The organism is Psychrobacillus sp. AK 1817, assembly GCF_008807035.1.
GTDB lineage: Bacteria > Bacillota > Bacilli > Bacillales_A > Planococcaceae > Psychrobacillus > Psychrobacillus faecigallinarum.
On record NZ_CP031739.1, the window covers coordinates 809,106 to 826,783 of the forward strand.

Genomic DNA, 17,678 nt, shown 5'->3' on the forward strand with positions numbered 1-17,678 from the left:
AGAAATGTGTTTGCATTTTAAATTCATACCACGAACCTCTTTTTACAATAAACAAAAAAGCGTTGGAAGCATAGAGCCCCAACGCTTTACTATTAATACATCTTCAAGTATTGCTCACGTTCCCATGAGTGTACAGTTGTACGGATGACATACTGCCTTAATGTATAGAACTATATAGTATTAAAAATGTAGTTAAAACAAGGTTTTCAAGAAATCATTTAACATGTGATTCTACAGCCTAAAAATAAAAATGGGGTATTTATGGGGTGGATTATGGGGTGCGATTCATTATTGAAAAACGTTGATACCACTACATTTTGGTGGTCTTTTCTTATAGGTTTTCTTAGAGATATTGGTTAATTTAAAACCCACATAAAAAATGAGCTGGAAGATGTATCTCCAAGCTCATTTTAATTTGATTTCCTTTTTACTAAAGCGTCCGTTAGTTAAATAAGCTAATACATTTTCCTAAATTCTCATTTCACCAATTTTTTCACACAGAGCTTTAGCTCTTCCAGACAATAGTATCTTCTGATGCAAATATTTAGCTAATTTAGACCTAAGAAACTCATCTGAAAAGTAGAAAAGAAATGAAGATAGCAGAGAAGTAATGAAGAAAAAGTTATCAAATAAACTACTAGTGTCAGAAATTATTAATTCCCTTTCCCATTCTGAAAATAATATTGGAATCATAACAAACAATGCGGCTAGAAATAAGTGAATGAATAACGCAATACTACCTCTAAATAATCCTCTTAGTTTTTTTGTAACAAAATCGGAGAGAATAGATACTGGTACTCCATAAATCAAAAGAATAGGAAATAGATACATACCTATTATGAATACAAAACCAGTCTGTTCTTCTATGAAATAGATTAACATAACCAATACACAAACCATTACTGCTGAAACAAGTTTTCTGATAAATATTTGACTCACCCCATTCAAAATAATCTCCTCCTGAATATACATATTGGTTATTTCACCAATCGTTTTCAGAACTCCTTCTTAAACTAGACTGATGCTTTAATACAACAAGAAACAGGCTTTAATCCTCTGAAAGTAAAGCACCTGTTAGTTCAACAATAAAATATGGTTTAGTCACCAGCAATATGTACCTTATCTATATCAGAGCTGGACAATTGTTTTATAAATTCTTCAAATTCGTTTAGTTTATTTACCGAAATAAATACTTTGTAATTATTAAGGTCTGTTATTAGAGTAGAAAGTCTCTCTCCCGAAAAAGTTTCATTAGTAAGATAAAAATCGCTTAATCTTCTAAGTTCCAAATAGCTACGCCACAGTTTCTTAGAATTAAATATTTCATTATGTAGGCTTTCTCTCATTTCGTAAAATCCAATCTCACTACCTTCTTGATTATATAAGACAAAATCAAATCCCAAATGCGGTTCCCTCCTTAAACAACTATTGCTTAACTTTATAAATATTGATTTCTTATTAAACTAAATTGTACCTTTAGTTTCAGTGTAAAATTTCACAATGCATATTCTGAGATCAACTTAATATATTGCACATAAAAATAGACCATCGAAATGATGGCCATATTTAGCCAAAGCACCTAGTTAGCACAAATATAATAATCAATCATTTGTACTTATATGTCACTGTTCTCTATATCGAGAGAGTAGGATGCTGATATAAAGTATGAAACTTTTCTGGGTGAGTTGAACTTATTATTCCTGCTAAATATAGTAGTTCCAACCTCGCTTACATCAATAAATGTTTCGACCTTTTGAAAATCAAGGTTTTTAAATTCAATAGGTTTATTCCATTGAGTCAATGGAACTAAATCTTCCTCATAAAGCCCTTGTCCGAAGAAAATAAACACGCTTATACCATTCAAAGCTAAATCAACTGATATGTCACAGAATGCTTCCAATGTATCAACAGACTCGATTTTGATAATAAAACCGTTAGAAGAGAATTTATATGAAGGGATATTCCTTTCCGAAATGATACTCTTCCCTTGTTCAAAAATATCATTTTCCAAAACAAAGAAAATAGGAAAGCTAAACATATTTTGAACCAATGGAAAAATAAAATCGGTTCCTACATTTCTAATTCCAATACTAATAGATGTAAACGTTTCTTTTGGGATGACAAAACGATTAATTATACTATCATTGGAGTATTGAACAAAATATTGTGTTTTCAATTCCATCCCCCTATTCAGATTATTTTTCGACATTCAGTAAAACTGCCTCTAAGTAGGCTTTATACCTTATAGAAGTAAAGCACTCGTTAGTTGAACAAGCACCTTTTCATCTAATTCAAGTAATGGGCGAAATGTTCACTAAGACTTTTTTTATATTATTCAATTCACATCAATTTTTATCCAAATTTACTTGTTAGTGGAATTCAGCTTGATACTAAACAGTGTACGAGTTTTCTCGATATATTTTACAGTGCAAGGATAGGTCCCTTGTCTAACATCACTAAAATCATCAAACTCTCCAAAAACAACAAGACCATTAATTTCTACGTGAAGTTGATGGTTAGTTGTTCTACCCGTTGATTCAAATTCTGTTACGACACATTGACCACTCACTGTTTGAAAGTTCTTATTTTTAATGGCAATATAATCCTCTGTATTCCAAATTATAAGAAACAAACATAGGATTCCAAAAAAGGTTACTGTAATAACACTAAAATAAAAATCTTTATGCCCCCGTTTTTTTTTCACAAAAAAGATTACTATAGAGGTGCAAATGATTAGCCCAATTAATGCATAGATTATGTCAAACATATGATTTTTCTCCTTTTCTAATGACAATCGACATAAATCCTTATTCAAATAAACTGCTTCGTTAGTTCAATAAGAAAAAGCTACCATTACAGGCAGCCGCTTGTTTATTTCAAAAATATATATAATATTGCAAAAATAAATTACTTTTGGGGTGATTTGGATGATTGCAAACTATTTGCTAACCAAAAAATAATTGTGAAAACTAGAATTGTAAATATTTTTTTTACATCTATCTCTATACCAATCCACAAGGTGTAAAGCAAAACAATTCCATAAAAAATAATTACGCTACTAATGTTATATTCTTCGAAAAACCTAGTATTTTTTTTCATTTCCAACCTCCTCATTTGATATGCTTTAGAACTCTTCTAAAGCACCCGTTAGTGAAGTAATTAAAGAGTGATAATTTCACCAGAACATTCTCTTAAATGTTCAATAGCTAATCTCACTGCACCTTCCTCCGTCTCAATTAAAGACAATCCATTTTTCATAGAACTCCAATACTCATATCCGCAGTCTTCCTGCCACCTATATACTTCTGTGGTAAAAAGACCGTCCTTACGTTTAATAATTTGAACTTTATATTGATTACTCGGAGACAACATTTCTTTTAGCACTTGTTCCATTGGTTCACCGACTTTACTCGTAATGATGTTTGTAGTATAGCATCTCTTCTTCAACTAAACTGCCCCGTTAGTTTAAGTGTAACATTTCAATGGCGAAGAAGATAAAAATGTTGTTGTTAGAGAAGGAAATGAACCTGTCACAACTAGCAGAATTGAATTGATTGGGACTACTCAACCTAATTTATCCAATAAAATTAAACGAGATAACTTTAGTGAGAAAGAGTTGGTTGAAATTGCTGGAGTATTAAACGTGAAGTTCGAAGCTAATTTTATATTGGAAGACGGAAGAACAATTTAATTACTTACTTATTATATACAGCAGATAATTAACCCTAGTTGTCTGTTTTTCTTTTTCCTATTGTTTGGTACAATTACCCATACCGAAATACTATAGGAGGTAACCAATTGAAAAAACTAATACTTACTATTGCACTTTCATCATTATTAGTTGCATGTGGTGACGATGAAGAAAAAGTTGTAAAAAAAGAAGAACCAGTTGAGGAAGTAGTAACTGAAGAGGTAGCTGAAGAAGCATCTAAATCAATAGCACCGTCTGTGGAAGAATATGAAACGAGATATAAAAATGGATTAAGTATGGCTTTTTCACCTTCCACAGTTGAAGAAGTGGAAAATAATCGTTATAGTATTTCTTTAGATTCAGATATTGTTCTATTAATGGACGTCAATAAGAACAAAGAAGTAATCGAAGTGAACGTTGTGGCATCAACTGACTCGTTTAATGATAAAAAAAGAAAAAATTAAATATGCATTTGTGACATCAGCGAAAACTACCGATAGCGAATTAAGTGATACACAAATTGATAAGTTGTTCGATGATCTAAAAATCACGTGGGACAATGACATGCTAGACCAAACCGAAGTGAAAACGTTGAATGATATTAAATATACCTATAAAGGCGATAATGAAGGCGGCTTCGTTATTTTGCAAACAGAAATGAAATAAAATAAACCACCTTCCTTCACTGGTTGGTGGTTTCATTTTGTTCATGCGCCTCTTCGCTCTCTATTAATTCGCATAATTTGACTGTTGCATCAAATTCTTCAGCTGTCATTTCGCTAATACGTTCTAGAAATGAATTAACCATGCTTTTGGGGTATTTTTCATATAGTTCATTAATTGATTGTTCTAGTTTTAGTAGCTCATCCGTCTTTCTCATACAACTACTCCTTAGTCCATGATAGTTACATCAACTATATCATCCATTTTTATTGCTAATAAATAAAAAGGATCCTGCAGCTGAATCACCCTACGTTTTAAATCCACTTCCTCAATGGTACCTCTGTTATAAATAAACTGGCCATCTTTCCAACGCTTAATTTTAGTATCTGCATATGAGGAAAACGCGAGCTCGATTGACTCTGATAAAAGAACATAGTCATACTCAGTTAACTCTGGTTTAGGTTCTTTTTTTACTTCCTCATGATAATCACGCAGCATTGCCACATGTTCTGTTAACATCATCGATGTACCCCATTTAATATTTCTGCGTGGATCTAGTGGGTACTTGGACTTCTTTATTTCCTCGAAAAAAATATCATGAGAACTCTTATAACATCACGTTCCTTTAGGATAACTGGAACAAATGCTAAAACGTTTTCAATTTTAAAAATCCTCTTAGTACCTCTCAAAAAGCAATAAGCTTGAAAAGAATCGTTTTTTACACTTAATACCTTCACTCTTCTTTTACTGATTTCAACGTATCCCTCCGATTTTAATCAAATAAAAAACCCTCTCGAGAAGGAGAGGGCTACGCTATGCAATTATTTAATTTAAGGTCATGTTGTGAGATATGTAGTGTTCAAAGCATAATAAAAAGCCACACCCAAATGGATATGACTTTAACATATATTTTTGAAGTTTATCTCAACCACTCATGCAGTATTTTTCCACGTTCATCATAATCTGGGTAAATTATATGAAACGTTGGAATTGCAAACTCTCTATCTTTGTTATCCTTGTTTCCTTTCCAAAATATTCCCAACCAATCTTCAAAATTCCGAACAACTTTCACGATAGATTTATTGTCTTGACCAATATAACCTATCCTATATTCGTTATTAGGGATACCCTCTTCACAAATGAATGCCCAATGATCATTTGAACTCTCTCCGCCATCGAACATCGTTAATGTTATAAGACGAGCGGAATCTACCAATTCATTGGTCTCTTCAGTCAAAACTTCTGATGGAAGGTCATAAATTATTCGCTCCGATTTTCGAATAGCTCCACAAGGAGATTTTTCATCTACCCCTCCTATGGGCTCCCATCCTAACAGCAAAATCCCGTTAGAAAAAGTCCTAAGAAACTCTTTAAAGGTTGAAGGAAGTAGAATCCCAATTGATTCTTCAAACGAGGCAATTTCTGCTTCTGTAGCAACTTTGTAAAGCTCCTGTCCAGGATATGTTTTTTTAAATTCACGGACGAAATCGCTTATTTTCATATAACATAACCCCTCCACTATGATTTAATCAAGGTGCATATTGATTAAGTTTAATAAAATCTGATTGGAATTTAAAAATGTAATCACCAGCTTCTCTGTATAGTTGATCATAGATTTCTATACTAACTCTCCTTACTTCAGCTGTAGTATATGTTTCAGCTGATTTACTAAGTCTCGAATTAAATCTACCAGTTATCATATTATGGTTTGTACTGTCAAGAGTAAGACAAAACATATCATTCTCTCTACCTTTTAAATTAAAATTGACAGAAAACTTTTTCGGCATAATATGATGTGCATGTAGACCAGGTCCCGCGATTTCATTTCTCAGCAAAGTATAAGGTCTAATACCATAATCAATTGCTCTTTGCATTTTAGGACTTGATTTAATTGCATTTACAGTTAGACTTCCAACTGCCGGTACAAAAGGTAAGATTTCGGCTCCATCATTAATTATAACAGCAACGCCATTCCATAAGTCTGGTTCCTCATAGAACTCAAATAGTGAGATAACAAAGGCACCTACGTCAAATAGGGTTTCTCCTATTTGAGGTTTAATTATTACTTCAACATTTGGATTAACAACTTCCTTAAACTCAACAAGTACAATATGTTCAGGTTACACTTTTTCAAAATCCTCTTGAGACAATGTACCGTTATTAACTGTAGGAATATCATAATTAAGTTCTTCTCCAGTTAACCTGTCTAATGATTTTTATGTAAATTACAGTTTTCCAACAAAAATCTTGCAATATATAATAAAAAGCCAAGAGCTAATAGATCATGACTCGCTTTTTAAATCTGATTATCAATTTCAATTTCGAAGTGTTTTAATAAATCCTCTAAATTATAATATCTATCATCGGTTTTGCTTCTCTCAACCATAATTTTTGCTTGTTCATTCAATGGAATTCTTCCGATAGTTTTTCTGAATTATTAAACAGTTATTCCTCAATGTATTTATACACATGAATTAACCTCAAGATATCGTTATCTCTATTCATTTTAATAAAATAGTAGTTACCATACTTATCTTTAGCAACATCTAATTTCCTTATTTTCACCATTAATTACACACCAATTTAAACTAATCATAGATTAGAAGGAAACGTATGTCATTAATAGAAAATTGATTTAATAAAAGAGCATCCATACATGAACGCTCTTTTTCAAAAGGAGAAAAGTTTAAATAACTTAATCACGGTTCTTTATACTCCATCTAAAAATCAGTTTTACAAAAGAAAAAAGCCACGTCCTTTTGGATGTGACCTTTTTACATTATTCTTTGAGTGAGTTCAAAGCTTTTCGATAATTTTATTCGTTATATTTTATTTGGATTTACGGTCTTATAGGACAAGGATACTTAGTGCATGTTGGTGGTTTTACCGTACCGCCGCCACCATGACCAGGATCATTCAACGCACTAGCTCCTGAACCAAAAGATAAAGTTAAAAGCATAAGAACTCCAGCAGCAACTGACAATATTGTCTTTTTCTTTTTCATAATCTCCATCCTCCATATCTTTCATATTTTGTGTAACATCTATTATATTCTACTTTATTCGGCAAAATCCTTCTAAATTTTTTGAATTTTTTAAAACTTATAAAAGCACCTAGACAATTAAGTCCAGATGCTTTTCAAAGGGAGAAACTATTAAAGAACTTTTTCGTCGGTTCTTTATACTCTTATATCAAATGGAAAATCAATGGAATCTATTTCTAATTAGTAAGTTACTTTTTTCGATGTAACTTTTTCTACGTAGCGCATCATTCGCATGATATTTGCGTGTTTTATCCGAATGTAATTTGTGTTGTAGTTTAGTTTGTTTGCAATTTCCTCTAGCGGCATGCCTTCCACATGCTTCTTGTAGAGTATTTTGTATTCTAACCCATCAAATGTACTAATGAGTTTTTTTAATTCATGAAGATCATTTAATTTATGAGCTAATTCAAATTCAATAGATTCTAATTTTTCTTCAACATTCGCCCCATGGCTTTCTGGTGTTAGTTTATATTTTGCTAAGTCTCCACCTGTCCATCGTCCTAACTCCTTTTTAGTGCGAGTTAGATTGAAATCAAGATAGGCTATTTCTTCTTCTAGTTTTTTATAGTCTCTCAACCATTCATACATGTGTGCCACCTACCTTTTATGTTTGCTGCTGAGTTGAGACGCTTTATCTACGAACTATGACACATTCTTTACATATTATAAACACACGATTAAGATTAGTAAGTGTTCTTATAAGGAGTGGAAATATGTTTAGAAAAATATGGATTAATTTACATTGGATTGCTTTGTCCATTTTATTATTGCTTGTAATCCCAATTGCCATAATGAATAATTTACATACAATTGACGGTGGGCAACTTGGTCATGACATCATCATAGTTTCATTAAATATTTTTTTTACTTGGCTTCTATTTAGAGATAAAGATGCTAGATATGAAGATGCAAGAAAATAGAGTTGTTGCTCATTATGTTTCTAGTACGTCTTACCGAGGATTAGTAAACTCCAACACCACTTGATAGTTTCCGTAATCCTCTTTGATATCACTTATTTGTTTCCAGCCACGTTCTTTATTTTCAGCTATTGTTTTTTCTAAATCTACGCGAGTATGTGCCTTTTCGATTTTCCGACTTCTGAAAATTTGTTGCATCACTTCTGATGTGTACGCTCATTTATCTAAAAAAATGAATAAGAAAAACACCGAACAAGTCAATGAAAGACTGAACGATGTTTTTAAAGGAATAAGTAAATGATATTTTTTTATAAAAATAATGGGGTGAATATGGGGTGCAATGTATTTCGCTGAACCATTTTATAAAAACACCCCATATCAAAAGCCTCTAAACCCCTATACTACAAGCTTAATACATCTTCAAGTATTGCTCACGTTCCCATGGGTGTACAGTTGTACGGAACATATCCCATTCGATTTCTTTTGCTTCTACGAAGTTAGCGTAGATGTGTTCGCCTAGAGCTCCGCGGATAATCTCATTTTTACCAAGTTCTTGGATAGCTGCGTGTAATGATGGTGGTAAGTTATGAATACCGTTTTCAATACGCTCTTCTTCTGTCATAACATAAATGTTACGGTCTACAGCTGGCGGTGGTGTTAATTTGTTTTTGATACCATCTAATCCAGCTTGAAGAATTACAGCCATAGCTAAGTATGGGTTTGCAGCTGGGTCTACTGAGCGAACCTCGATACGAGTACTTAATCCTCTAGAAGAAGGAATTCGAATCAGTGGACTACGGTTTTGACCAGACCATGCAACGTAGCAAGGCGCTTCGTAACCAGGGACTAAACGTTTATATGAGTTTACAGTCGGGTTTGTAATTGCAGTGAAGCTTTGGACGTGTTTTAATACACCGGCCATGAATTGCATAGATGTTTCGCTCATTTTCATGTCTGCTGACTCATCGAAGAATGCATTTTCTTTACCTTTAAATAATGATACGTTAAAGTGCATTCCTGAACCGTTAACACCGAATAATGGTTTTGGCATGAATGTTGCATGCAATCCGTGTTTACGTGCAATCGTTTTAACTACTAGCTTAAATGTTTGAATGTTGTCACAAGCAGTGATAGCATCCGCATATTTGAAGTCAATTTCATGTTGCCCTGGAGCTACTTCATGGTGAGATGCTTCAATTTCAAAGCCCATTTCCTCTAACTCAAGTACGATATCACGACGGCAGTTTTCTCCAAGATCTACTGGAGCTAAATCGAAATAACCACCATGGTCATTTAAGTCTAGCGTCGGCTCACCTTGAGCATCTAATTTGAATAGGAAAAATTCCGGCTCTGGCCCTAAGTTAAAGCTAGTGAACCCTAATTCTTCCATTTCTTTTAAAATTCTTTTTAAGTTACTACGAGGATCCCCAGCAAATGGAGTTCCGTCTGCTTTATTTACATCACAGATTAAACGAGCCACTTTCCCTTTTCCTGTAATCCAAGGGAATACTACCCACGAATTTAAATCTGGAACTAAGTACATATCAGATTCTTCAATACGAACAAATCCTTCGATAGAAGATCCGTCAAACATCATTTTATTATCAAGAGCTTTGTCGAGCTGACTCACTGGAATTTCCACGTTTTTAATCGTACCTAGTATGTCTGTAAACTGAAGACGAATAAAATTCACCTCATTCTCTTGAACGAACTTTTTGATGTCTTCTTTTGTATACTTACTCATTTTTCCACTCTCCTAAATATTTGATATTTTTTTAAACTCACTTAACGAAAAAAGCGAGATAAGTCCCCCTGCCTCAAAGAAGCTCGCTGCTGTCTTTGTGCCAATCGCATTTCTTCCTTAACAATTTCGCGTAACTCCTGATCAGAGATTACTTGTCGGACGTCCTTGGAGGTTGCAGGATTTTTCTTCATCTCAAAAATTTGTTTAATACCGGCTATGTTCACACCAGATTTCAATAAGTCTTTAATCTCTAGCAGGACATCGATATCGTCTAATGAGAACATGCGTTGCTTACCTTCCGTTCGTGCAGGCTGAACTAATTCTTGCTCTTCATAATATCGAATTTGTCTTGCTGTTAATCCTGTTAGCTGCATGACAATATTCATCGATAGCAGTGGCATGGAACGTCTCCATTCCTTTTCCATCGCTGCACCTCCTATGTAGGTTATAAACATAGTATATGTGATGTTAGCTAACATGTCAACACCATGTCAACAATTCTTACATAAAATTTTCAAAAAAATTAAACCACTCTCTATTTTTAGAAAGTGGTATTTTTTTGTTATTTATATAAAGACTGAACTGCCCCCAAAATCGCATATTTCACATGTTCATATGTCAATCCACCTTGGATAAAAGCAGTATAAGGAGGACGAATCGGTCCATCTGCAGTTAGTTCCATGCTTGAGCCTTGTATAAAGGTTCCAGCAGCCATTATTACATCATCCTCATAGCCTGGCATGTAAGCTGGTTCTGGCGCAAACTGTGCATTAATAGGTGAATGTGCTTGGATTGCCTTGCAGAACTGAATCATTTGATCTGGCGTCTGAAAGGAGACGGATTGTATTAAATCCGTACGCTTCTGTGAATAATGAGGCTCGGTTGTCATGCCTACTTCCTCCAAAACTGCTGAGGTAAAGATAGCTCCTTTTACCGCTTGCGAAACGACATGTGGAGCTAGGAAAAATCCCTGATACATATCTAATAATGTATTCAGTGAAGCACCCGCCTCTGAACCTATACCCGGTGAAGTCATTCTATAAGCGCATTTTGTAACAAATTCTTTTTTTCCTGCAATATAACCACCAGTTTTAGCGATACCGCCACCTGGGTTTTTAATAAGAGAACCAGCCATCAAATCAACTCCGACGTTAGTTGGCTCAAGGGTTTCAACGAACTCTCCATAGCAGTTGTCAACAAAGATAATGACATCCTTTTTGATGCCTCTAATTTTTTCGACCATATCCTTAATTTGATTCACTGTGAAGGAAGGACGGACTGCATAACCTTTAGACCGTTGAATCGCCACTACCTTGGTTTTGTCGTGTATTGCATTTTTTACTGCTTCCCAGTCCACAGCACCATCTTCTAACAGGTCAATGTGCTGATAGTTAATGCCAAAGTCTTTTAGAGATCCAGTGTCCTCTTCTCCACCACTGACAATCGATTGCAATGTATCATAGGGTTTCCCAGTTATATATAATAATTCATCGTCTGGGCGTAAAACTCCAAATAGGCTAATAGAAATCGCATGCGTACCACTGATGATTTGCGGTCGAACAAGCGCCGCCTCTGCTCCAAAAGTCGTTGCATACACTTTTTCTAATGTATCACGTCCTTCATCATCGTAGCCATATCCAGTTGAAGGGTTAAAATGATGGTCACTTACGTGATGCTCCTTAAATGCATGAAGCACTTTCTGTTGATTGTGAAAAGCAATTCCTTCCACTTCTCTATGTTGTTCGACAATCTTAGATTCAGCTGATTCTGCCAATTCTGTTATATTCTTTGATAAAGTAGTTATAAATTCCATGATGCATCTCCTAATTCTATTCGTTGTACTTTGTGTTTTGTTGGATAAAAATATACTTTCATTTATGAAAGCATTACTTCCTTTTGATAAAAGAGAAAAGACTAATTTCAAAAAATGAAATTAGCCCCTTTGTATAGTAGATATTAGAATTGTACTTCGCCGTCCCAGGCCATCATTCCGCCTGTCACATTAGTTACGTCGTAACCATTCTCTTCTAGAATTTCGCAAGCCATTGCACTGCGTCCACCAGCCTTGCAAATTATGTAATGAGGAACGGACGGGTCGATTTGATCCAAGCTTGTTTCCACTTGCCCTAATGCGATATGCTTTGCTCCAGGAATAATACCTGCATCCACTTCCTCTTGTTCACGTACATCAATAATATTTACTTGTTCGCCTGCATCTATTTTTTTTAGAAGCTCATCTGTCGTAATAGTCTTCATATTTAACCTCTCCACTTCATTTAAAGATTCTATCAAATAATAATAGGAGCAAGTGGAACTGTCAATGGATTCGATTTTACTCTTCTGATAATTTAACAGGTTTAGATGGAGCAAACGTAGAAATCGCATGCTTATAAATTAACTGTTGCTTCCCATCTGATTCAAACAATACTGTGAAATTGTCATATGATTTAACTGTTCCTTTTAATTGGAAACCATTTAAAAGAAATACTGTTACAAAAATCTCGTTCTTTCTTAACTGATTTAAATAATTGTCTTGAATATTCATCGGTTTCATCTTAATACCCCCGTTTGCATTTTACGCTAAAATACCCTAACACTTTAACTATTCGCCTTAATTATTTATTCTCCTGCAAAAAGCTATTAATTTCTTCTAAAATTCTTTTATTGTCTTCAAACGGATTAAACCAATGAATATCCATTTTGTTACGGAAATAGGTTAGCTGACGCTTGGCATATCTTCTAGAGTTTTGCTTCAATCTCTCAAGTGCTTCTTCAAGGGTTATCTTCCCATCCAAATATTCATAAATTTCTTTGTATCCAATCGCTTGGATGGATTGCGAGTTCCTAATACCATTGTCATAAAGTCCCTTTACTTCCTGCAACAGCCCCTGCTCCACCATGATATCTACTCGTTTGTTAATGCGCTCATAGAGTACTTCGCGGTCGATATTAAGACCAATAATATAATGGGGATAAACCTTTTCATGTCCTTGTTTTTGTTCAATTTCATCTCGCTGCATTCCAGTAAGCTCTAGCCTCTCAATTGCACGGATTACTCTTTGGACGTTGTTCGGATGGATATCCTTAGCAGCCTCTGGATCTTTTTTTAGAAGTCTTGCATATAATTCTTCCGCTTTAAGGCATTCAAGCTCCTGTATCCTTGTGCTAGCTAGTTTTGGCTGTTCCGTAAAGCGGAAGTCATATAATACCGATTGCACATAAAGACCAGTTCCCCCAACAATAATGGGCACTTTACCTCTAGAAGCTATTTCTTCTATTTTGTCTCGTACAAGTTTTTGGTACTCTGCTACAGAGAAGCCATCTGTCGGATCCTTGATGTCCAACAGATGGTGTGGAACTCCTGCCATTTCATCTTCTGTAATTTTCGCGGTACCGATGTTTAACTCTCGATAAACCTGCATGGAGTCACCATTGATGATTTCCCCATTGTAAGCCTTTGCTAGCTCAATGCTTAACGCCGTTTTACCTACTGCGGTTGGCCCAACAATTGCAATAACAGCTGGTTTTTTATTCATCCTTCATCATCCATTTGTAAATGTAGTCCATTGTTTTATCTTTTCCCTTTTCCTTTAAGAGTTCATGTCTTGCACCTTCCACCACTTGCACGGTTATATCCCTCATGCCTGCTTTTTTCATACCTTCCGCTACTTTAAAAATGTCCTTGCCGTCTTTTCCGACAGGATCCTTCCCACCGCTAATGAGCAGCACTGGCAAATCTTTGCGAATTTTCATGATTTCCGATTCCTTATGAATGGATCTCATCCCACCGAACATATCCACGTACAGCTGGTTAGATGGGATAAATCCACAAAGTGGATCTTCAATATATTTATTTACCTCTACCTTGTCAGTGCTCAACCAGTCAAACTGAGTCTCTGGTTGATCGATTTGCTTGTTGAATCCACCGAAGGCAAGCGAGTTAAGCAATGGGCTTTCCGCTTGCGGTGATTTTATCTTAGAAGCTACTTTACCAATTAACCTTCCCATGTCTCCCATTACGCCAGGGTCAAATGCTGTACCACTTAGAATAACTTTAGACAGGGAGTTACTATATTTTTGCATATATCGACGGGCTACAAACGAGCCCATGCTATGACCAAATAAAATAACAGGAATTTCGCCTATTCCTTCTCGGACGGTTATCAATACCTCTCGTACATCCTCTGTTATTCTCTCGAAGCCTGAATGGTCTGCAAAATAACCTAGCTTACCATTTTTTCCAGCAGTCTTACCATGTCCCCGATGATCATGTCCACTGACGATAAAACCCTTATCGACTAGGAAATGCACAAATGCATCATAACGATCGATATGTTCGGCCAAGCCATGTAAAAGGTGTACATGGCCGATTGGTGTATCATTTGGTACATTTTTCATTACATAAATGAGATGACCATCTGACATCTTCGCTTCTAAAATTTCCTTCACTCGACAACACTACCTTCCGAAAACATAGCATCTAGTAATGCTTCTTCCAATTGTTGCGAATAACTTTCGGTCTCTTCCTTAGAATATTGGAGCAATTGCTTCATAACATTTAATACTTCATCCTTATACATTTTATACTGATCGATATGGAAATAGAGCATACCAGTTCTTCTAACTAAGAAATCCACTGGAGAATATGCCATTTCCTCATGAACTGCATAATACACCTGCGCAAGCAGACCAAGCGGTAAATTTGAAGGGACTGTAGATAGAATATGAGCGTATTGAAATACTTTATCTACATTAGAGCCATAGAGTTTAGCTAATCTTCTACCTTCCTCACGTGACAAACCATAAGAAGGAGCAATTTGTTCTTTTACTGTAACAAAACCTTCAAATTGCTCAGAGCCCCCAGTTTCTCCACCGGATAAATTTAAATGTTTCGTTACACAAGGACCATACTTTTCGTCCCCAAGCTGCTTGGAAATTTTATCTACAATCGTCTCTGCCATTTTGCGATAGCCTGTCAGCTTACCACCCGCTATTGTTAGAAGGCCAGCCTCCGATTGCCAAATCTCATCCTTCCGGGAAATTTCAGAAGGGTCTTTACCATCTTCGTATATTAAAGGTCGTACACCAGCCCATGTGGATTCTACATGCTCTACTCCAACTCTTACATCAGGGAACATATAGTGAATCGCATCTATTAAGTATTCCACATCCTCTAGCGTAGCTACTGGATTTTGAATTTTGCCTTCAAAGAAGGTGTCTGTCGTTCCAACATATGTTTTTCCATCTCTAGGTATAGCAAATACCATTCGCTTATCAGGTGTATCAAAATAAATTGCCTGACGGAGAGGGAAAATAGATTGGTCAATTACTACATGAATACCTTTAGTTAGTCGCAGCTTTTTTTTGTTTTCGATTGCATCAAGTGCTCTCACACCATCAACCCATGGTCCAGTCGCATTAACTACTTTTTTAGCATGGATTGCTATTCTTTTGTTCGTTACCATGTCTACAATTTCAGCACCGACCACTTTGTTTTCGTCGTTATAAAGGAATGATCTAGCTTTAGCATAGTTTAAGCAAACAGCACCCTTTTCAATCGCTTTCTTTACAACTTCAATCGTTAGCCTTGCGTCGTCTGTCACGTACTCTACATAATAGCCTCCACCAAGAAGGTCTTTACTTTTTACTAAAGGTTCTCTTTCTAATGTTTCCTTTGCAGAAAGCATCAAACGACGCTCTTCCTTTTTGACTCCTGCTAGATAATCATAAAGCTTAAGGCCAGCAGAAGTGCTTAAAGGTCCGAATGTCCCTTGCTTATGGAACGGTAGAAGCATACCGGTAGGCTTAGAAACATGAACCGCATTTTCATATACGATTTCTCGTTCTTTTCCGACCTCCGCAACCATTTTTATTTCCATTTGCTTAAGGTAACGCAAACCACCATGGATCAGTTTTGTAGATCTACTAGATGTCCCTGCTGCAAAGTCTTGCATTTCTATCAAGGCTACAGACATACCTCTTGTTACTGCATCTAGGGCAATACCTGCACCAGTAATCCCGCCTCCGATTACTAATACGTCAAATTCGTAAAAGTTTAGTGTGTTAAGTATTTGCTCACGTTCTACTGAAGATTTCACTTAGTCCACTCCTTGTTCTGATATTTTGAATAGTCTTGTTGCTTCTACGGCAAGTTTCCAGCCCTTATATAATCTCTTACGTTTTTCCTCATCCATTTCCGGCTCATACAAGCGCTGGCTTTCTCTCATGTTCGAAAGCTCTTGCTCATCCTTCCAAAATCCCGTTGCCAATCCCGCTAGGAATGCAGCACCAAGTGCTGTTGTCTCATTGAGCTTCGCTAGCTCTACCGGTAAATTTAACAAATCACTTTGGAACTGCATGAGAAATTCGTTACTTACTGCCCCACCGTCTACTCGGAGAACTTCTACCTCCACACCAGAATCCTTCATCATCGTATCTAAAACATCCTTTGATTGATAGGCAAGTGACTCCAGTGTCGCACGTATAAAGTGCTCCTTGGTTGTGCCTCGTGTGAGCCCAAAAATTGAACCTCTTGCATCAGAATCCCAATATGGGGTTCCTAAGCCAACAAAGGCAGGTACGACATAGACACCTTCTGTAGAGTCGACTCGTTTTGCGTAGTTCTCAGATTCACTTGCATGTTTTAGCATACGGAGTCCATCTCGTAGCCATTGTATGGCTGAACCAGCCACAAATACACTTCCCTCTAATGCGTATGTGACTTTACCATCCAAGCCCCAAGCAATTGTCGTTAGTAGACCAGAGTCAGATGTTACGGCTTCCTCCCCGGTATTTAATAGCATGAAGCAACCTGTACCGTAGGTATTTTTCGCCATGCCCTTTTCAAAGCAGCATTGACCGAACAAGGCAGCCTGTTGATCTCCTGCGGCACCAGCTATGTCTACCTCCTTGCCAAAGAAAACAGATGGATCTGTCTTTGCATAAACTTCTGAGGAGGAAGCAACTGTAGGTAGCATGTTCATCGGTATATTTAACTTCTCGCAAATCTCTTGATCCCACTCTTGCTCGAAAATATTATACATCATCGTTCGAGAGGCATTTGAATAATCTGTGACATGTGCTTTTCCATCTGAAAGCTTCCAGATTAACCATGTATCAATGGTCCCAAACAGCAGTTCTCCAGCCTCTGCCTGCTCTCTTGCCCCCTCGACATTATCTAAAATCCACTTGACCTTCGTTGCCGAAAAGTAAGGATCCAGTCTTAAGCCTGTTTTTTCTTGAAAGAAAGATTCTAGATCATCCTTCTTAAGATCATCGATAATAGACTGAGTCTGTCTTGATTGCCAGACAATCGCATTATATACAGGTTTGCCTGTATGCTTGTTCCAGACAACTGTCGTTTCCCGCTGATTGGTTATCCCTATTGCATGGACATCTCCCGGCTGACTTCCACTCTCCGTTAATACGGCCGCCAATACCGAGAGCACAGTTCCCCAAATTTCTTTTGCGTCATGCTCTACCCAGCCTGATTTCGGAAAATGCTGCTTGAATTCCTTTTGAGAAGAATGAACGATGTTACCTTCCTTATCAAACAGAATAGCCCTTGAACTAGTGGTTCCTTGATCAATTGATAAAATATACTTCCCCATATAACCCCTC

25 protein-coding genes are annotated in these 17,678 nt (G+C 36.2%); 4 read left to right on the forward strand and 21 right to left on the reverse strand.

The genetic code is table 11. The annotated features are described in order from the left end of the window. Positions 1–468: 468 nt before the first annotated feature. The 6 genes from D0S48_RS04190 to D0S48_RS04215 form a co-directional block, all read right to left on the reverse strand. Entirely contained in the window at positions 469–948 is a 480-nt protein-coding gene (locus D0S48_RS04190; protein ID WP_151110256.1) for a hypothetical protein, read from the reverse strand. A gap of 149 nt (positions 949–1,097) precedes the next feature. Then, positions 1,098–1,403 carry a hypothetical protein gene (locus D0S48_RS04195; protein ID WP_144537090.1) on the reverse strand — a complete coding sequence of 102 codons (306 nt, stop codon included), beginning with the start codon at positions 1,401–1,403 and terminating at the stop codon, positions 1,098–1,100. Between the two features lie 212 nt (positions 1,404–1,615). Beyond that, the gene (locus D0S48_RS04200; RefSeq protein WP_144537092.1) at positions 1,616–2,176 is read right to left on the reverse strand and encodes a hypothetical protein; all 561 of its coding nucleotides are present in this window, start codon (positions 2,174–2,176) and stop codon (positions 1,616–1,618) included. A 186-nt stretch (positions 2,177–2,362) separates the two neighbouring features. After that, positions 2,363–2,767 carry a hypothetical protein gene (locus D0S48_RS04205; protein ID WP_144541840.1) on the reverse strand — a complete coding sequence of 135 codons (405 nt, stop codon included), beginning with the start codon at positions 2,765–2,767 and terminating at the stop codon, positions 2,363–2,365. Positions 2,768–2,907: 140 nt separating this feature from the next. Next, positions 2,908–3,099 (reverse strand): hypothetical protein, encoded by a 192-nt coding sequence (locus tag D0S48_RS04210; RefSeq protein WP_144541839.1) that lies wholly within the window; start codon positions 3,097–3,099, stop codon positions 2,908–2,910. Between the two features lie 60 nt (positions 3,100–3,159). Continuing rightward, positions 3,160–3,393, reverse strand: a complete 234-nt coding sequence (locus D0S48_RS04215; protein WP_144541844.1) for a hypothetical protein — start codon at positions 3,391–3,393, stop codon at positions 3,160–3,162. A gap of 157 nt (positions 3,394–3,550) precedes the next feature. On the opposite strand from D0S48_RS04215, the gene D0S48_RS04220 reads away from it, so the two are divergent. The 3 genes from D0S48_RS04220 (at position 3,551) to D0S48_RS04230 (ending at position 4,357) form a co-directional block, all read left to right on the forward strand. After that, positions 3,551–3,691 carry a hypothetical protein gene (locus D0S48_RS04220; protein ID WP_225321684.1) on the forward strand — a complete coding sequence of 47 codons (141 nt, stop codon included), beginning with the start codon at positions 3,551–3,553 and terminating at the stop codon, positions 3,689–3,691. Between the two features lie 107 nt (positions 3,692–3,798). Beyond that, on the forward strand, positions 3,799–4,155 hold the full coding sequence (locus D0S48_RS04225) for a hypothetical protein (protein WP_151110258.1): 357 nt from the start codon (positions 3,799–3,801) through the stop codon (positions 4,153–4,155). Positions 4,156–4,165: 10 nt separating this feature from the next. Beyond that, positions 4,166–4,357: a hypothetical protein gene (locus tag D0S48_RS04230; protein WP_144541835.1), complete on the forward strand. Its 192-nt coding sequence runs from the start codon at positions 4,166–4,168 to the stop codon at positions 4,355–4,357. Between the two features lie 16 nt (positions 4,358–4,373). Here D0S48_RS04230 and D0S48_RS04235 read toward each other — a convergent pair whose 3' ends face one another. The 5 genes from D0S48_RS04235 to D0S48_RS04255 all read right to left on the reverse strand — a co-directional run bounded on the left by D0S48_RS04235 (position 4,374) and on the right by D0S48_RS04255 (position 7,985). Next, on the reverse strand, positions 4,374–4,571 hold the full coding sequence (locus D0S48_RS04235) for a hypothetical protein (RefSeq protein ID WP_144541833.1): 198 nt from the start codon (positions 4,569–4,571) through the stop codon (positions 4,374–4,376). Positions 4,572–4,582: 11 nt separating this feature from the next. Further along, complete coding sequence (locus D0S48_RS04240) at positions 4,583–4,876, reverse strand: YolD-like family protein (RefSeq protein ID WP_144541831.1); 294 nt, start codon at positions 4,874–4,876, stop codon at positions 4,583–4,585. A 397-nt stretch (positions 4,877–5,273) separates the two neighbouring features. Further along, entirely contained in the window at positions 5,274–5,855 is a 582-nt protein-coding gene (locus D0S48_RS04245) for an SMI1/KNR4 family protein (RefSeq protein ID WP_144541829.1), read from the reverse strand. A 1,338-nt stretch (positions 5,856–7,193) separates the two neighbouring features. Further along, positions 7,194–7,358, reverse strand: a complete 165-nt coding sequence (locus D0S48_RS20530) for a hypothetical protein (RefSeq protein ID WP_191963867.1) — start codon at positions 7,356–7,358, stop codon at positions 7,194–7,196. 219 nt (positions 7,359–7,577) lie between these two features. Further along, on the reverse strand, positions 7,578–7,985 hold the full coding sequence (locus D0S48_RS04255; protein ID WP_144541825.1) for a hypothetical protein: 408 nt from the start codon (positions 7,983–7,985) through the stop codon (positions 7,578–7,580). Between the two features lie 125 nt (positions 7,986–8,110). Here D0S48_RS04255 and D0S48_RS04260 point away from each other — a divergent pair, with 125 nt between their 5' ends. Next, a complete protein-coding gene (locus D0S48_RS04260) occupies positions 8,111–8,317 on the forward strand; it encodes a hypothetical protein (protein WP_144541823.1) in 207 nt (68 codons plus the stop codon). Between the two features lie 30 nt (positions 8,318–8,347). Here D0S48_RS04260 and D0S48_RS20535 read toward each other — a convergent pair whose 3' ends face one another. From D0S48_RS20535 to glpK, 10 genes are all read right to left on the reverse strand, one after another. Next, complete coding sequence (locus tag D0S48_RS20535) at positions 8,348–8,512, reverse strand: hypothetical protein (protein ID WP_186318281.1); 165 nt, start codon at positions 8,510–8,512, stop codon at positions 8,348–8,350. A gap of 211 nt (positions 8,513–8,723) precedes the next feature. After that, positions 8,724–10,058, reverse strand: coding sequence for a type I glutamate--ammonia ligase (gene glnA / locus D0S48_RS04265; RefSeq protein ID WP_144541821.1), 1,335 nt, complete (start codon positions 10,056–10,058; stop codon positions 8,724–8,726). Positions 10,059–10,099: 41 nt separating this feature from the next. Then, positions 10,100–10,483, reverse strand: coding sequence for a MerR family transcriptional regulator (locus tag D0S48_RS04270; protein ID WP_144541819.1), 384 nt, complete (start codon positions 10,481–10,483; stop codon positions 10,100–10,102). Positions 10,484–10,620: 137 nt separating this feature from the next. Next, positions 10,621–11,871: a methionine gamma-lyase family protein gene (locus tag D0S48_RS04275; RefSeq protein WP_151110262.1), complete on the reverse strand. Its 1,251-nt coding sequence runs from the start codon at positions 11,869–11,871 to the stop codon at positions 10,621–10,623. A gap of 143 nt (positions 11,872–12,014) precedes the next feature. Continuing rightward, positions 12,015–12,314 (reverse strand): rhodanese-like domain-containing protein, encoded by a 300-nt coding sequence (locus D0S48_RS04280; RefSeq protein WP_144541815.1) that lies wholly within the window; start codon positions 12,312–12,314, stop codon positions 12,015–12,017. Positions 12,315–12,390: 76 nt separating this feature from the next. Then, entirely contained in the window at positions 12,391–12,612 is a 222-nt protein-coding gene (hfq, locus tag D0S48_RS04285; protein ID WP_144541813.1) for an RNA chaperone Hfq, read from the reverse strand. A 61-nt stretch (positions 12,613–12,673) separates the two neighbouring features. Beyond that, the gene (gene miaA, locus D0S48_RS04290) at positions 12,674–13,594 is read right to left on the reverse strand and encodes a tRNA (adenosine(37)-N6)-dimethylallyltransferase MiaA (protein WP_151110264.1); all 921 of its coding nucleotides are present in this window, start codon (positions 13,592–13,594) and stop codon (positions 12,674–12,676) included. Next, positions 13,587–14,507 (reverse strand): alpha/beta hydrolase, encoded by a 921-nt coding sequence (locus D0S48_RS04295; RefSeq protein ID WP_225321685.1) that lies wholly within the window; start codon positions 14,505–14,507, stop codon positions 13,587–13,589. Before D0S48_RS04295 ends, miaA begins: the two co-directional genes overlap by 8 nt. Next, positions 14,504–16,156: a glycerol-3-phosphate dehydrogenase/oxidase gene (locus tag D0S48_RS04300; RefSeq protein ID WP_144541809.1), complete on the reverse strand. Its 1,653-nt coding sequence runs from the start codon at positions 16,154–16,156 to the stop codon at positions 14,504–14,506. Before D0S48_RS04300 ends, D0S48_RS04295 begins: the two co-directional genes overlap by 4 nt. Next, positions 16,157–17,668, reverse strand: coding sequence for a glycerol kinase GlpK (glpK, locus tag D0S48_RS04305; RefSeq protein WP_151110267.1), 1,512 nt, complete (start codon positions 17,666–17,668; stop codon positions 16,157–16,159). Positions 17,669–17,678 lie beyond the last annotated feature (10 nt).

Coding starts and splice junctions, on each gene's coding strand:
- glnA (WP_144541821.1), bottom strand. CDS start 10,058: ATGAGTAAGTATACAAAAGAAGACATCAAAAAGTTCGTTCAAGAGAAT.
- D0S48_RS04235 (WP_144541833.1), bottom strand. CDS start 4,571: ATGAGAAAGACGGATGAGCTACTAAAACTAGAACAATCAATTAATGAA.
- D0S48_RS20530 (WP_191963867.1), bottom strand. CDS start 7,358: ATGAAAAAGAAAAAGACAATATTGTCAGTTGCTGCTGGAGTTCTTATG.
- D0S48_RS20535 (WP_186318281.1), bottom strand. CDS start 8,512: ATGCAACAAATTTTCAGAAGTCGGAAAATCGAAAAGGCACATACTCGC.
- D0S48_RS04215 (WP_144541844.1), bottom strand. CDS start 3,393: ATGGAACAAGTGCTAAAAGAAATGTTGTCTCCGAGTAATCAATATAAA.
- D0S48_RS04260 (WP_144541823.1), top strand. CDS start 8,111: ATGTTTAGAAAAATATGGATTAATTTACATTGGATTGCTTTGTCCATT.
- D0S48_RS04275 (WP_151110262.1), bottom strand. CDS start 11,871: ATGGAATTTATAACTACTTTATCAAAGAATATAACAGAATTGGCAGAA.
- miaA (WP_151110264.1), bottom strand. CDS start 13,594: ATGAATAAAAAACCAGCTGTTATTGCAATTGTTGGGCCAACCGCAGTA.
- D0S48_RS04245 (WP_144541829.1), bottom strand. CDS start 5,855: ATGAAAATAAGCGATTTCGTCCGTGAATTTAAAAAAACATATCCTGGA.
- D0S48_RS04240 (WP_144541831.1), bottom strand. CDS start 4,876: ATGATGTTAACAGAACATGTGGCAATGCTGCGTGATTATCATGAGGAA.
- D0S48_RS04280 (WP_144541815.1), bottom strand. CDS start 12,314: ATGAAGACTATTACGACAGATGAGCTTCTAAAAAAAATAGATGCAGGC.
- D0S48_RS04205 (WP_144541840.1), bottom strand. CDS start 2,767: ATGTTTGACATAATCTATGCATTAATTGGGCTAATCATTTGCACCTCT.
- glpK (WP_151110267.1), bottom strand. CDS start 17,668: ATGGGGAAGTATATTTTATCAATTGATCAAGGAACCACTAGTTCAAGG.
- D0S48_RS04270 (WP_144541819.1), bottom strand. CDS start 10,483: ATGGAAAAGGAATGGAGACGTTCCATGCCACTGCTATCGATGAATATT.
- D0S48_RS04255 (WP_144541825.1), bottom strand. CDS start 7,985: ATGTATGAATGGTTGAGAGACTATAAAAAACTAGAAGAAGAAATAGCC.
- hfq (WP_144541813.1), bottom strand. CDS start 12,612: ATGAAACCGATGAATATTCAAGACAATTATTTAAATCAGTTAAGAAAG.
- D0S48_RS04210 (WP_144541839.1), bottom strand. CDS start 3,099: ATGAAAAAAAATACTAGGTTTTTCGAAGAATATAACATTAGTAGCGTA.